The sequence below is a fragment of the Burkholderia sp. AU45388 genome, from assembly GCF_030481585.1.
In the GTDB taxonomy this organism is placed as follows: domain Bacteria; phylum Pseudomonadota; class Gammaproteobacteria; order Burkholderiales; family Burkholderiaceae; genus Burkholderia; species Burkholderia sola.
Map to the genome: position 1 here is coordinate 743,622 of NZ_JAUJPV010000002.1, position 14,073 is coordinate 757,694.

13 protein-coding genes are annotated in these 14,073 nt (G+C 69.9%); 3 read left to right on the forward strand and 10 right to left on the reverse strand.

Annotated features, from left to right (window positions below; translation table 11 throughout):
- Positions 1 to 23: 23 nt before the first annotated feature.
- Together QZM72_RS07290 and QZM72_RS07295 are read right to left on the reverse strand one after the other, a co-directional pair.
- A complete protein-coding gene (locus tag QZM72_RS07290; RefSeq protein ID WP_301737684.1) occupies positions 24 to 1,061 on the reverse strand; it encodes a LysR family transcriptional regulator in 1,038 nt (345 codons plus the stop codon).
- On the reverse strand, positions 1,058 to 2,029 hold the full coding sequence (locus tag QZM72_RS07295; RefSeq protein WP_301737685.1) for an AraC family transcriptional regulator: 972 nt from the start codon (positions 2,027 to 2,029) through the stop codon (positions 1,058 to 1,060). Before QZM72_RS07295 ends, QZM72_RS07290 begins: the two co-directional genes overlap by 4 nt.
- Positions 2,030 to 2,178: 149 nt before the next feature.
- Between QZM72_RS07295 and QZM72_RS07300 the strand changes: the two genes are divergently transcribed.
- Positions 2,179 to 3,285: an NAD/NADP-dependent octopine/nopaline dehydrogenase family protein gene (locus QZM72_RS07300; protein ID WP_089469434.1), complete on the forward strand. Its 1,107-nt coding sequence runs from the start codon at positions 2,179 to 2,181 to the stop codon at positions 3,283 to 3,285.
- Positions 3,282 to 4,292: a 3-hydroxybutyryl-CoA dehydrogenase gene (locus tag QZM72_RS07305; protein WP_301737686.1), complete on the forward strand. Its 1,011-nt coding sequence runs from the start codon at positions 3,282 to 3,284 to the stop codon at positions 4,290 to 4,292. Before QZM72_RS07300 ends, QZM72_RS07305 begins: the two co-directional genes overlap by 4 nt.
- Before the next feature lie 11 nt (positions 4,293 to 4,303).
- Here the strand turns inward: QZM72_RS07305 and QZM72_RS07310 are convergent, their stop codons facing one another.
- The 8 genes from QZM72_RS07310 to QZM72_RS07345 all read right to left on the reverse strand — a co-directional run bounded on the left by QZM72_RS07310 (position 4,304) and on the right by QZM72_RS07345 (position 12,640).
- Positions 4,304 to 5,641: an MFS transporter gene (locus QZM72_RS07310; protein ID WP_301737687.1), complete on the reverse strand. Its 1,338-nt coding sequence runs from the start codon at positions 5,639 to 5,641 to the stop codon at positions 4,304 to 4,306.
- A 168-nt stretch (positions 5,642 to 5,809) separates the two neighbouring features.
- On the reverse strand, positions 5,810 to 6,856 hold the full coding sequence (locus QZM72_RS07315; protein WP_301737688.1) for an ABC transporter substrate-binding protein: 1,047 nt from the start codon (positions 6,854 to 6,856) through the stop codon (positions 5,810 to 5,812).
- Positions 6,853 to 8,004, reverse strand: a complete 1,152-nt coding sequence (locus tag QZM72_RS07320) for an FAD-binding oxidoreductase (RefSeq protein ID WP_301737689.1) — start codon at positions 8,002 to 8,004, stop codon at positions 6,853 to 6,855. Before QZM72_RS07320 ends, QZM72_RS07315 begins: the two co-directional genes overlap by 4 nt.
- Entirely contained in the window at positions 7,997 to 9,439 is a 1,443-nt protein-coding gene (locus QZM72_RS07325) for an NAD(P)/FAD-dependent oxidoreductase (RefSeq protein WP_301737690.1), read from the reverse strand. The genes QZM72_RS07320 and QZM72_RS07325 overlap by 8 nt, the downstream gene beginning before the upstream one ends.
- Positions 9,436 to 9,783 (reverse strand): (2Fe-2S)-binding protein, encoded by a 348-nt coding sequence (locus tag QZM72_RS07330; RefSeq protein ID WP_301737691.1) that lies wholly within the window; start codon positions 9,781 to 9,783, stop codon positions 9,436 to 9,438. Before QZM72_RS07330 ends, QZM72_RS07325 begins: the two co-directional genes overlap by 4 nt.
- Positions 9,783 to 10,577 carry an ABC transporter permease gene (locus QZM72_RS07335; RefSeq protein WP_301737692.1) on the reverse strand — a complete coding sequence of 265 codons (795 nt, stop codon included), beginning with the start codon at positions 10,575 to 10,577 and terminating at the stop codon, positions 9,783 to 9,785. Before QZM72_RS07335 ends, QZM72_RS07330 begins: the two co-directional genes overlap by 1 nt.
- Entirely contained in the window at positions 10,574 to 11,557 is a 984-nt protein-coding gene (locus QZM72_RS07340; protein ID WP_301737693.1) for an ABC transporter permease, read from the reverse strand. The genes QZM72_RS07335 and QZM72_RS07340 overlap by 4 nt, the downstream gene beginning before the upstream one ends.
- Entirely contained in the window at positions 11,558 to 12,640 is a 1,083-nt protein-coding gene (locus QZM72_RS07345; RefSeq protein ID WP_301737694.1) for an ABC transporter ATP-binding protein, read from the reverse strand.
- Positions 12,641 to 12,934: 294 nt separating this feature from the next.
- On the opposite strand from QZM72_RS07345, the gene QZM72_RS07350 reads away from it, so the two are divergent.
- On the forward strand, positions 12,935 to 13,831 hold the full coding sequence (locus QZM72_RS07350; RefSeq protein WP_301737695.1) for an IclR family transcriptional regulator: 897 nt from the start codon (positions 12,935 to 12,937) through the stop codon (positions 13,829 to 13,831).
- Positions 13,832 to 14,073: the final 242 nt, after the last annotated feature.

A 14,073-nucleotide genomic window follows, 5' to 3' on the forward strand; every position in this document is an offset into this window, starting at 1 on the left:
CGTGCCCCTGCTCGCTTGCGCCGCTACGCGCAGGCGGGCGGCTGCGGCGCGAGCCATGCGTCGAACGGCGCCTGCTCGCCGATGTTGAACAGTTCGAGCAGCAGCGCGCGCAGCCAGCGGTGGCCGGGGTCCGCATCGAAGCGGCGATGCCAGTACGCGTTGACGGTCCATTCGCCGGCGCCGGCAATCTCGTACAGCACGCACGGCTGGCGCGCCGCGAACGTGATCGCGATCGTCTCCGGCAGGATCAGCGCGTGATCGCCGTCCTGCAGCAACGCCGGCACCACCATGAAATCGGGCAGCGCGGCGCGCACGCGCGGCATCAGTTCGTGCCGTTCGAGCAGTTGCATCGACTGCGGATGCGACGTGATCGCGACGAAGCGCAGCGCGTCGGGCGCCGTGCCGTCGAGCACGAAATCGGCGGCCAGCCCGATGCGTTGCGCGGTGCGGCGCGGCATCAGCAGCACGCAGCGCTCGTGCAGCAGCGCGGTGCGCTGGAAATGGCTCGACGCATCGGCGAAATGCCCGAGCGCGAAGTCGATGCGCCCCGATTCGAGCGCGACGTTGAGCTGGCATTCGTCGACGTGCAGCGTCTCGATCACGGCGCCCGGCGCGCGCCGGGCGAACGCGGCGAGCAGTGTCGGCAGGAACGCGCTCGCCGCGAAATCGCTCATGTGCAGGCGGAACACGCGCTGCGTGCTGTCGGGCGTGAAGCGCGAGCCTTCGTCGAGCACGTCCTGCAGGATCGCGAGCGCCTTGTCGACCGAGATCGCGAGCCGTTGCGCGCGCGGGGTCGGCTCGACGCCGGTGCCGGTGCGCACGAACAGCGCGTCGCGGAACATCAGCCGCAGCCGGCCGAGCGCGTAGCTCACCGACGGCTGCGTGACGCCGAGCCGCAGCGCCGCGCGGCCGACGTGCCGCTCCTCATAGACCGCGCGAAACGTCTTCAACAGGTTGAGATCGAGATCCTGCACGCGCAGGCCGTCGGCGGAGTCGTTGTCGTGCGGCGCGGAGTCGGGCCGAGCCAAGGCGGCGGGGCGGCCGGGAGCGGAGAGCGTCATCGTGTTTGCCTCGCGGTGACGGAAGGCGCGTGGCCGTAACGCCGCGCATACGCCTTCGCGAAATGGCCGAAGCCAAGGATGCCGTGCGCGATCAGCACGTCGGTCACGCTGCGCGCGTCGCCGCGTTGCAGCGCCGCGTGCACGGCGGCGAGCCGGCGCTCGCGCACGTACGCGGCCGGCGTGGTGTGCAGGAACGCACGGAATGCATGCTGCAGCGTGCGCGGCGCGACCTCCGCGACGGCCGCCAGCGTGGCGAGCGCGAGCGGCTCGCCGAGGTGCGCGTCGACGTGCGCGCACGCGCGCCGCACGTGCGCGGGCAGCGGTGGCGTGCCGCGCAGCAGCGCGTCGCTGTAGGCGTGCGGCAGGTGCGTGAGCAGCAGCGACATCAGCCACGCGGTAAGGTCGGCGCCGAACACCGGCGACGCGGCGATGCCCGGCTGCGCGCCGAGCCGGCACAGGTACTCGAAGGTCGGCAGCATGAGCGCGGCGCCTGCGCCGGCGCCGCCGGCTGCCACGTCGAATTGCAACGGCCGCGTGAGCGTCGCGTGCAGCATGTCCTGCAACTTGCGTTCGAGCGCGCCGCGTTCGAGCCGCAGCACGAGGTTGCGGCAATCGGGGCTCGTACGCAGGCGGCTCGCGAGCGCGGGCGACGACACGGTCAGCTCGCCGGGGCCGGCGCGCGCGACGACGTTGCCGGCTTGAAGCTCGCACGCACCGGCGAGCGTCAGCCGGAACAGGAAGTGATCGGCGTCGTCGCCGAACTCGATGCGCGTTTCGCGGCCGTAGCAGAGTTCGAGCAGCGCGCCGTGATGCAGCGGCACCTCATATAGCTCCGCGCGAAACGGATCGCGGCTGGACGCGGCCATCCGGTGCGGCCCGAGCCGATGCGCGACCGCGCGTTCGACTTCGTCGGGCGCACGTAGCGTGCCGAGCCGGTTCGGCGCATGGCGGGAAAGGGCGATGTCCATTCGTAGACCTCGTAGCGGATGCGGGGGCGATGCGGCCTGCGCCGCGCCGCGATTGCGTTGCGCGAACCGGCGCGTCGTTGCGCGTTTTGAAGCGACGCGGCGCAGGCAACCGTGTAGTCTCGGACGTACTCGATCACCAGGAGAAGACGATGAAGGTATGTGTTCTGGGCGGTGGCCACGGCTGCCATGCGGCGGCCATCGACCTGCTCGAAAAAGGCCACGACGTGACGTGGTGGCGACGCGATCGCGAGCCGCATGCGCAGCTGCGCGCGCTTGGCGTGCTGAACGTGACGGACTATCGCGGCAAGCGGGCGGTGCCGCTCGGCGATGCGCCGGGTGCGATCCGCCTGGCCGACGATCTCGCCGCCGCGCTGCACGGCGCGCGGCTCGTCGTGGTGCCGCTGCCGGCCACGTCGCACGACGCACTCGCCGCGCAGGTCGCGCCGCTGCTGGAGGACGGCCAGGTCGTGTTCCTGCCGCCCGGCACGTTCGGCAGCGCCGTGTTCGCCCGCGCGGCGGCCGACGCCGGCAACCGCTCGCGCGTCGCGTTCGCCGAAACGGGCACGCTGCCGTACCTGGTGCGCAAGCATCGCGACAACGACGTCGTGATCAGCGCATACGCGACACGCCTGCCGACCGGCGTGTGGCCGGCGAACGCGGGCGGCTGGGCGTTCGACGTGCTGCGCGCGGGCTATCCGTCGGTCGAGCCGGTCGAGGATGCGTTGTCCGGCGCGCTGATGAACGCGGGCCCGGTGATCCACCCGCCGCTGATCCTGATGAACGCCGGGCCGCTCGAACACTTCGACGCATGGGACATCCACAACGAAGGCACGCAGCCGTCGATTCGCCGCGTGACGAACGCGCTCGACGCAGAACGGATCGCGGTGCGCGAAGCGCTCGGCTATCGCGCGCCGCATTTTCCGCTGGCCGATCACTACGCGACCGACGGCGACGAATGGATGTACGGCCGCGGCGCGCACGGCAAGCTGACCGATAGCGGCGACTGGCGCGAGAAGATCGATTTGCGCGCGCATCGCTACATGCTCGAGGACACCCGGCTCGGGCTGTCGTTCGTCGTGTCGTGCGGGCGCTGGGCCGGCGTGCCCACGCCCGTCGCGCAGGGGCTGCTGAGCGTCGCGAGCGCGGTCGCGGTGCGTGATCTGTATGCGGAAGGCCGCACGCTGGAGCGGCTCGGGCTCGCGGCGTTGTCGAAAGACGCGCTGCGCGCGCTGCTCGATACGGGGTATGCGGCATGAAGGCGGCCGACGATGTGACGCGCATCCACGTGCTCGGCGCGGGACGCATGGGGCAGGGCATCGCGCTCGTGTTCGCGTTCGCGGGCCTCGACGTGACGCTGATCGACTTCAAGCCGCGCGATGCGGCCGGCAGGCGCGCATTCGACGAACGCACGCGCGACGAGATCGCCCGGCCGCTGCATGCGCAGGTCACGCTCGGCCGCATCGATGCCGCGCAGGCGGATGCCGTCGTCGCGCGCATCGCCCTCGTGGCACGGGACGGCGCGGCCGACGCGGTGCGCGATGCCGATATCGTGTTCGAAGCGCTGCCCGAAGTGTTCGATGCGAAGGCCGACGCGCTGCGCTGGCTCGGCGAGCATGTCGATGCGCACGCAACGATCGCGTCGACCACGTCGACGTTCGTTGTCACCGAATTGCAGCGCCACGTTGCGCACCCGGCACGCATGCTGAACGCGCACTGGCTGAACCCCGCGCTGCTGATGCCGCTCGTCGAGGTCAGCCGCAGCGATGCGACCGATCAGGCCGTCGTCGACGCGCTCGCCGCGCTGCTCGAACGGGTGGGCAAGAAGCCGGTGATCTGCGGGCCCGCGCCCGGCTACATCGTGCCGCGCATCCAGGCGCTCGCGATGAACGAGGCCGCGCGGATGGTCGAGGAAGGCGTGGCCAGCGCGGAGGACATCGACACCGCGATCCGCACCGGTTTCGGCCCGCGCTTCGCGGTGCTCGGGCTGCTCGAATTCATCGACTGGGGCGGCTGCGACATCCTGTACTACGCGTCGCGGTACCTGGCCGGCGAGATCGGCCCGCGCTTCGCACCGGCCGCGAGCGTCGTGCGCAACATGGAAGCCGGGCGTGACGGCGTGCGCACGGGCGCCGGCTTCCACGACTATGCGGCGGTCGACGTGCCCGCGTACATGCGCCAGCGGCTCGGCGAATTCGCGCGGCTGCTCGACCATCTCGGGCTCGCGCCGGCGTTCGACAGCGCGCGGCGCGACGCCGGGCGCTGAGCGTCGCGCGGTCATGCCGGGTCGCGGCGCGAATCGTCGGCGGGCGTGATGCGCGTCTCGCGCATCACGCACAGCGTCGCGATCGTGACGAGGCCGAGCGCAATGAGGAACAGCGACACCGGCCACGACGCGTGATAGCGCGCGAGCAGCGCGGTCGCGATCAACGGCGACATCCCGCCCGCGAAGATCGACGCGACTTCGTGGCCCAGCGCGACGCCCGAATAACGCACCTCGGTGCTGAACAGCTCGCCGACGAGCGCGGGCAGCGTACCGATCATCGCACCGTGGCTCACCGCCGTGCCGACCGTCAGCGCGAGCCACACGAGCGGCGTCACGCGCGTGTCGAGCAGCCAGAAGAACGGAAACGCGCATGCGACGAGGCTCAGCGCGCCGATCAGGTACACGGGCTTGCGGCCGATCCGATCGGACAGACGGCCCCAGGCGAGCATCGCACCCATCTCGACGATCATCGCGATCATCACGCCGGTCAGCATCGTGCCGTTCGGAATCCCGACGTATTTGCCGTAGACGAGCGAGAACGCGAGGAAGATGTACGCGCCGCCGTTCTCGGCCACGCGCAGCCCCATCGCGAGCAGGATTTCCTTCGGATGGCGGCGGATGCACTCGACGATCGGCAAGTGCGTGTGTGTGCCGCGCTTGCCGGCCTGCTCGAAGTCGCGGCTTTCCGGCAGATGGCGGCGGATATAGATGCCGATCGCGAAAATGACGATACTCGCGAGGAAAGGCAGCCGCCAGCCCCACGTGCGGAACACGTCGTCCGGCAGCGCCTGCGCGGCGAGAAACGCGGCCGACGACAGCACGAAGCCGCCGCCCACGCCGAGCTGGCTCCACGCCGCGTAGTAGCCGCGCTGCTCGGGCGGCGCGTTCTCGCTGATCATCAGCACGCCGCCGCCCCATTCGCCGCCGGACGCGATGCCCTGCAGCAGGCGCAGCACGACGAGCGCGGCCGGCGCCCACAGGCCGACCTGCGCATAGGTCGGCAGCAGGCCGATCGCGAAGGTCGATGCGCCCATGATCAGCAGCGTCCATACGAGCGATGCCTTGCGCCCGTAGCGATCGCCGACGTGGCCGAACACGATCCCGCCGAGCGGCCGCGCGACGAAGCCGAGCGCGAATGCCGCGAACGCCGCGAGGCTGCCGGCGAGCGGCGAGGCGCCGGGCGGGAAGAACACGTGGCCGAACACCAGCGCGGCGGCCGTGCCGTACACGAAGAAGTCATACCATTCCATCGCGTTGCCGGCGACGGAGGCGATGACGATCCGGCGTAGCTGCCGGTCGGCGAGCGGCCGGACGGCGCTCGGGGATTGCACGGTGTCGGTCGGGTACATGGCGGACTCTGAGGGGAGGCGGGCGCGTGCCGTCTGTTGCAGCACTGCGGGCTAGTGTTGTCGGCCCGCCGCTCCCTGGTCAAATCCGCAGAAAAAGGGGAGTGTCATCACTCCGGCAAATGATGGTCAACCTTCTCGGGGCGCCGTGGCAGCGCGCGCCAGTGCCCCTTACCGCTCGATCTGCCGGTTCCAGCGCGTATCCCACTGTGCACGGCGCGCGTTGATCGCGGTCCAGTCGACCACCGTCACCTTGCGCACCAGATCATCGACGTTGCCGAGGCTCTGTTGCATCGCGGCCGGCATCTTCGCGAGGCGGTTGGTCGGAATCTGCTTGCCGGCCTCGGCCGCCTTCGTCTGCGCGGGCGCGGACAGCAGGAACTGCGCGAGCTTCTGCGCGAGTTGCGGATCGGGATTGTTCGCGACCACGCACAGGTCGACGAGCAGCAGCACCGGGCCTTCCTTCGGGTTCGCATACGCGACGGGGATGCCCTTGTCCTGCAGGTCGCCGACGCCGGTCGGCGTCAGCGGGAACAGGCCGGCCTCGCCGGTCTGCACCATCTCGGAGATCTTCGCCGAGTTCGGGATGTACTCGACGACGTTCGGCCCGACCGTGCTCGCCCACTTGCTGAAGCCGGGCTCGACGTTCTGTTCGTTGCCGCCGAGCAGCCGGTTGATCGCGAGGAAGCCGTGCAGCCCGAACGTGCTGCTCGACGCCGACTGGAATACGACCTTGCCCTTGTATTTCGGATCGGCGAAATCCATCCACGACGTCGGCGGCGCCCAGCCCTTCTCGGCGAACAGCTTCTTGTTGTACGCGATGCCGGTCATCCCGAGCTGCACGCCCGCGCCGACGTCGTCCTTCATCCGCGCGAACGGGTACAGCTCCTTGAGCACCGGCGAATCGTCGAGCTTCTGGCATACGCCCAGGCTCACCGCGCGCGCCATCACGCCGTCGTCGAGGAACGCGACGTGGATCTGCGGCTTGTTGCGGTTCGCAAGCAGCTTCGCGAGCACGTCCGACGACGTGCCGGGCACGATCACCACCTTCACGTTGTTCGCCTTCTCGAAGTCGGGCAGCACCTGGCTCGTATAGGCCTTTTCCATCGGCCCGCCGTTCATGCCGACGTAGATCGTCTTCGTTTGCGCGAACACGGGCGTGTGGGCGCCTGCGACGCAGAGGGCGGCGGCCGCCGCGATCGTTCCGAGCAGTTTCATCTTTGGATTTCCTCTTGACGGAAAGGGGCGGTCGGCGCGGCTTCGCGGAAGAAGCGGCCGATCGAGAATGCATCGAGTGGGGTGGCGGTTTCACCGGTGGTGACGAGATCGGCGAGCACGTCGCCGACGCCTGGCGCGAGCAGGAAGCCGCCGCCGGAAAAACCGAACGCGTGCAGCAGGTTCGGCGTGGTGCGGCTCGCGCCGATGATCGGGTTGTGGTCGGGCGTGCAGCCTTCGACGCCGCTCCACGTGCGGATCAGCAGTGCGTCGCGCAGCGCGGGCAACAGCGCGCATGCATCGCGCATCACCGCGCGCGTCGTGTCGACCGACGGCTGGCCGAATTCGCCGTCGCCGCGGCCGCGACCGCCGCCGATCACGCAGTTGCCGCGCGCGACCTGGCGCGCGTACACGCCGCCGCCGTACACGCCGAGGTTGTGCGCGATGAACGGCGGCAGCGGCTCGGTCACCCACATGTTCGGGTAGATCGGCTCCATCGGTACGGCTTCGCCGAAGCGTTCGGCGATCGTGTTCGCCCATGCGCCGGCCGAATTGATCAGCCACGTCGCGGTGTGCGCGCGGCCGCCCGCCTGCAAGTGAAAACGCGTGTCGTCGTGATGAACCTCATCGACGGCGGTGTGCTCGAACACGTCCGCGCCCGCCGCGCGGGCCGCGCGCGCGAACGCGGGCGACACGAGGCGCGGGTTCGCATGGCCGTCGGTCTCGCACAGCGAGCCGCCGAGCGCCGCGCGGCCCAGCCACGGGTAGCGGCGACGGAACGCGTCGCCACGCATCACCCGCAGCGGCAAGCCGTGTTCGCCGGCGAGCGCGGCGTACGCGTCGAGCGCGTCGAGATCGGCGTCGCTGCGTGCGAGCCGCAAGTGGCCGGACACGACGAATTCGCCGTCGATGCCGATCAGCTCGGGCAGGCGATCCCAGATACGCCGTGCACGCAGCGCGAGCGGCAATTGCTCGGCCGGGCGGCCCTGACAGCGCACGCCGCCGTAGTTCACGCCGCTCGCCTGCGCGCCGCAGTCGCGCCGCTCGAACAGCCCGATGCGCAGCCCGCGGTGCGCGAGCGCGAGCGCGGCCGACGCGCCGACGAGGCCGCCGCCGACGATCGCGACGTCGTAATGCCGGATGTCACTCATCGCGCGCCTCGTCGGGAATCGCCGCGACGTCGTCGCCCGCGAGCGCGGCCGAGATCGGGAACGGCTTCACGGGTGGTTGCGCACGCAACCGGCCGACGTCGGCGAGCGGCCGGCCGGTTGCGGCGGCCAGCACGAGCGCGGCCGCGTCGCCGCACATGCGGCCTTGGCAGCGGCCCATGCCGACGCGCGTCAGCGCTTTCAGCCGGTTCAATTCGGTCGCCGCGCCGTCGCGCACGCAGCGGCGCAGCGTGCCCGCGTCGATTTCCTCGCAGCGGCACACGATCGTGTCGTCGGGGCAGCGGGCAGCCTGTTCGGCCGGCGGCGCGAACGCCGCCTCGAGGCCCGCGCGGAATGCGCCGATGCGCGCGAGCGTGTGGTCGAGCACCGTCGCGTCGGGTTTGTCGGACGGCGCGAGCGACGCGATGCCGGCATCGTCTAGCAGCGCGAGCGCCGCGCGTCGGCCCGATGCCTCGGCCGCATCGGCGCCCGCGATGCCCGCGCCGTCGCCGGCGACGTAGAAGCCACGTACCGACGTGCGGCCGGCCGCGTCGCGTTCGGGCAGCCACGCGCGATTGAGCGGGTCGAATTGGAACCGGCAGCCGGCGAGATCGGCGAGTTGCGTTTCGGCACGCAGGCCGAAGCCGAGACCGAGCGCATCGCAATCGAGCATGCGCGGCGGCGCGGACTGCGCGTCGTCGCCGGCGGCGCGCCATGCGAGCCCTGTCACGTGCTGATCGCCGAGCACGCGCTCGAGCGTGACGCCCGTTTCGATCGCGACACCATGCGCGCGCAGCCAGCCGTTGTAGTAGAGCCCTTTCGCGAAGATCGACGGCATGCGCAGCAGCGCGGGCGCGGCGGCGGCCTGGCGGCGCAGCGGGCTCGTGTCGAGCACGGCCGCGACGTGCGCGCCGGCCTTTGCATACTGATAAGCGACGAGGTAAAGCAGCGGCCCCGTGCCCGCGAACACGATGCGCCGGCCGATCGCGCAGCCCTGCGCCTTCAGCGCGACCTGCGCGCCGCCGAGCGTATAGACGCCCGCGAGCGTCCAGCCCGGCACGGGCAGCATGCGGTCGGTCGCGCCGCTCGCGACGATCAGGTGCGAGTACGGCACCGTCACCTCGCGGCCATCCTGCAACGTGTCGACGCGGCCCGCGCCGCACGACCACGCGAGCGTGTTCGGCCGATAGTCGACGTGCGGCAGCAGCGCGGCCATCGTCCGGTGCACGGCGTCGGCCTTCGCGGCCTCGAAGCCGTACAGCACGCGCTTGCCGCGCACGAATGCGGCATCGGCCGGCGGTTGACGATAGATCTGTCCGCCCCAGCGCGCGTTCTCGTCGATCACGACCGGGCGCAGCCCGGCGTCGACCAGCGCCTCGGCCGCGCGCACGCCGGCCGGCCCCGCGCCGATGATCACCGGTTGCAGTGCGGCGCTCACGCTGCGTCTCCGGGCGTGATCGGCCGCGCGGACGTGAGAATCCGCATGCCTTCGGCGATCGGCGTCGAGCATGCGCGCAGCCGTGCGCCGGCTTCGGTGCGCACCCAGCAGTCCTGGCATGCGCCGATCAGGCAGAACCCGGCGCGCGGCTGACCGCTGAATTCGCTGACGCGCACGCGACGCTGCGCGACGAGGATCGCGGTGAGCACGGTGTCGCCGGCCAGCGCGTGCGCGGGGCGGCCGTCGAGCGTGAACGCGACGGCGGCGCGTTCGCGTTCGGCGACGCGCACGAACTGCGCGCCGTCGTCTGCGATGCCGGTGGAACGGGAAACGGGAGTCGTCATCAATGTTGGCCGATCAGGATGCGGTTCAGGCCGTACACGCGATCGAGCAGCAGCATCGCGCCGGCGGTGATGAAGATGACGAGCGCCGACACCGACGCCATCATCGGGTCGATCGATTCGGTCGCGTACATGTACATGCGCACGGGCAGCGTGACCGTCTGCGGCGACGTGACGAAGATCGACATCGTCAGCTCGTCGAAGCTGTTGATGAACGCGAGCAGCCAGCCGCCGGTGATGCCGGGTACGATCATCGGCAGCGTGATACGGCGGAAGGTCGTCCACGGGTCCGCGCCGAGCGAGCACGCGGCTTGCTCGATGCTGCGGTCGAGGCCCGCGACGGACGCGAGCACGAGCCGCATCACGAACGGCGTGATGACGATCATGTGCGCGAGCACCAGCCACGCGAACGAGCCGGTCGCGCCGATCAGCGCGAAAAAGCGCAGCAACGCGATGCCGAGCACGAGGCCGGGAATCACGAGCGGCGACAACAGCAACCCGTTCAGGAACGCGCGGCCGGGAAACGTCGCGCGGCCGATCGCGAGGCCGGCCGGCAACGCGATCGCGAGCGACAGCGTGGCCGATGCGAACGCGAGCTTCACGCTGTTGAAGAACGCGGTGACGAAGTCGGGATAGTCGAGGATCGCGCGGAACCAGCGCAGCGACACGCCGTGGGTCGGCAGCGTCAGCGTTTCGTCGGGCGTGAACGCGACGAGCACGACGATCACGAGCGGCGCGAGCACGAACAGGATCACGAGCGTGTGGAACGCAAGGGCGAAGGGGCCGTTCTTTCTCATCGCGTTGCGCCTCCGAGGCTGCGCGCGTAGCGGCGTTCGAGCACGCGGTAGTAGGTGAGCATCACGACGAGGTTGGCGGCGAGCAGCAGCACCGCGATCGTCGCGCCGAGCGGCCAGTTCAGCGAGCCGAGGAATTCGTCGTAGACGGCCGTGGCCGCGACCTTCAGCCGGCGTCCGCCGAGCAGGCCCGGAATCGCGAACGCGCTTGCCGACAGCCCGAACACCATCAGGCTGCCCGACAGCACGCCCGGCATCAGTTGCGGCACGACGATGCGGCGCAGCGTCGTGAACGGCGACGCGCCGAGCGACAGCGCCGCGTGTTCCGTCTGCGGATCGAGCCGCTGCAGCGCGGTCCACACCGGAATCACCATGAACGGCAGCATCACGTGCACCAGCGCGATCACGATCGCGAACGTCGTGTATTCGAGCTTGTACGGCCCGAGGCCGACGAGCCCGAGCGCCTGGTTCACGAGGCCGCTCGTGTTCAGCAGCATGCTCCAGCCGAACGCGCGCACGACGACCGAGACGAGCAACGGCGCGAGGATCGCGAGCAGGAACAGCGAACGCCACGGGTCGCGCATCTTCGACAGCACGTACGCTTCCGGCGTGCCGATCGCGACGCAGATCGCGGTCGTCAGGGCGGCGATTCCGAACGTGCGCGCGAAGATCGTGTGGAAGTACGACGAGCCGAGCACGTCCACGTAGTTGCCGAACTGGAACGCGGCGATCGGGCCGGTGGCCGGGTCGAAGCGGTAGAACGTCAGCACGAACGTCATCGCGAGCGGCACGAGCACGAGCGCGGCGAACAGCGCGAAGGCGGGCGCGCACATCAGCCACAGCGGCGCGTGGGCGCGCCACGTCGCGCGCATCGGGTGCGCGGCGGTGGCGCGTGCAGGCACGGCATCGTTTGACACCGCGGCCGACTGCGCGAGCCCGGCCGGTGCGCGGTCGGTCGAGAGCGGGCGGGAAGGCTGTCCCATTCACGCCTCCCGACGCATCACGCGCACGGCGTCGCTGTGCCAGTCGATGCCGACCGGCGCGCCTTCCGCGAGCGGCTCCGCGCCTTCGTTCTGGCAGCACACGAGCACTTCGCCGAGCGCGCTGTCGACGCGGTAAAGCCACTGGCTGCCGAGGAAGAAGCGGCTCGTGACGGTCGCGGCGAAGCGGCCGGCGTTGGGCGCGCACAGCCGCAGCTTCTCGGGACGGATGCAAACCGACACTGCATCGCCGACGCGGATGTCGCGCTCGCGCGGCGGCAGGTGCGCGGTGCGGCCGGTCTCGGCGAGATCGTGCCCGAGGTCGATGCGGATCGCGTCGCCGTCGTGCGCGACGATCGTGCCGGGCAGCAGGTTCGCCTTGCCGATGAACTGCGACACGAAATGATTCTCCGGGCGTTCGTACGCGCGGTACGGCGTATCGGTCTGCGTGATGCGGCCGGCTTCCATCACGACCACGCGGTCGCTGATCGACAGCGCTTCCGACTGATCGTGCGTGACCATGATCGTCGTCGTGCCGATCTTGCGCTGGATCGCGCGCAGTTCGAACTGCATCTCCTCGCGCAGCTTCGCGTCGAGGTTCGACATCGGTTCGTCGAGCAGCAGCACCGGCGGCTCGATCACGACCGCGCGCGCGATTGCCACGCGCTGCCGCTGGCCGCCCGACAGTTCGCGCGGAAAACGGTGCGCGAGCGCGTCGAGGCGCACCAGCGCCAGCGCCGCGCGGATGCGTTCGGCGCGCTCGGCCTTGTCGACGCCGCGCATGTCGAGGCCGAAGCCGACGTTCTCCGCGACGCTCATGTGCGGAAACAGCGCATAGCTCTGGAACACGATGCCGAGCCCGCGGCGGTTCGGCTTCAGGTGCGTGATGTCCTGCCCGTCGAGCGCGATGCGGCCGCGCGTGACGTCGACGAAGCCGGCGATCATCTGCAGCGTGGTGGTCTTGCCGCAGCCGGACGGCCCGAGCAGCGACACGAATTCGCCTTGCTCGACCGACAGGTTGACGTCCGCGACGGCGGTGAGTTCGCCGAAGGTTTTCGTCAGATCCGTAAGCGTGAGAAACGACATGGGGAGCTCCGGGTTCGCACACCGCATGGCCGGTGCGCCGATGACGCGGACTCTAGCCAGCCATATTTCGGAGCGTCAATTTGGAATTCTGCTGAACGGGAGGAATTTCCGAAAAATTCCATTCAATGGAACGGACGGGAAAAGTGCCTGCGAATCGTTCCGTTGGATGAAGGGCGGCCGACCCGCGAAACGCACGCGTCAATCCCGTGCACACCCGGATGCCCGCGGATTTTCGGCCGGACGACAATGGCGGCTATCGTATTCCGTTCAATGAAATCGTCGAGGAGAGCCGGCATGCAGGAACCCCATTCGACCGGAACGTCGCCGGCGGCACGTACGCCGTGCCTGGACGAGGCCGCCGTCGACCCGGCCGATACGGCCGGCGCGCCGGGCACCGGCATGCTTCAACGCGCGTTCGCGATCCTGCGCGCGCTGGCCGGCATGCAGCAGGACGGCGTGCGCGTCACGCATCTCGCGAAGGCCGTCGGCCTCACGCAGGGCACCGCGCACCGGATCCTGCAATCGCTGATCGCCGAAGGGATGGTCGAACAGGACGAGCAGTCGAAGCTGTACCGGCTGAGCGTCGACTTCTTCGCGCTCGCCGCGCTGGCCGGCAACCCGAGCAGCATGCGCACGCTGTGCCGGCCCGCGCTGCTGCGGCTGTGCGCGAGCCTCGGTGAAACCATCTTCCTGCTCGTGAAGAGCGGCTTCGACGCCGTGTGCCTCGACCTGTGCGAAGGGCCGTTTCCGATCCGCTCGTTTACCGGTGACATCGGCGGGCGCATCGCGCTCGGCGTCGGGCAGGGCAGCCTCGCGATCCTCGCGTTCCTGCCGGAGGCCGAGCGCGAGGAAGTGATCCGCTTCAACGTGCCGCGCATCCGCGGCTACGGCGTACTCGACGAGGTGTACCTGCGCACCGAAATCGAACGCGTGCGGCAACTCGGCTACGCGGGCCGCAATAGCGGCGTGCTCGACGGGATGGCCGGCGTCGCGGTGCCGATCCTCGATCGCACCGGTTATCCGGTCGGCGCGCTGAGCGTCGGCACGCTCGCGTCGCGGCTCGGCGACGACCGCATGCCGATGGTCGTCGAACTGCTGCGGCGGCAGGCCGACGCGATCGGCCCGCGCACGAATCCGTTCGACGCCGCGTTGCGGCGGCCGATGCACGGGCTAGCGGGGAAAACCGCATAGCGGCGTTACGCGTTGCCGTTTCGTCGGCTTGCTTGCGCAAGCCATTCACGTTCGATCGAGGCGCGCAGGGTCCAGTGGACCTGCGCGCTTTTGTTTTTTTTACGGCGTCGCTTGCCGGCTCGGACTGAATGAAGCGAATGGCGCTTTTCGAGGGTTATACGACCTTTGCGACATTTGCCTCCCGCTCCATACTTGACGTGAACGATCAAGCCGGAACACGCACGCACACGCCATCGCGTGTC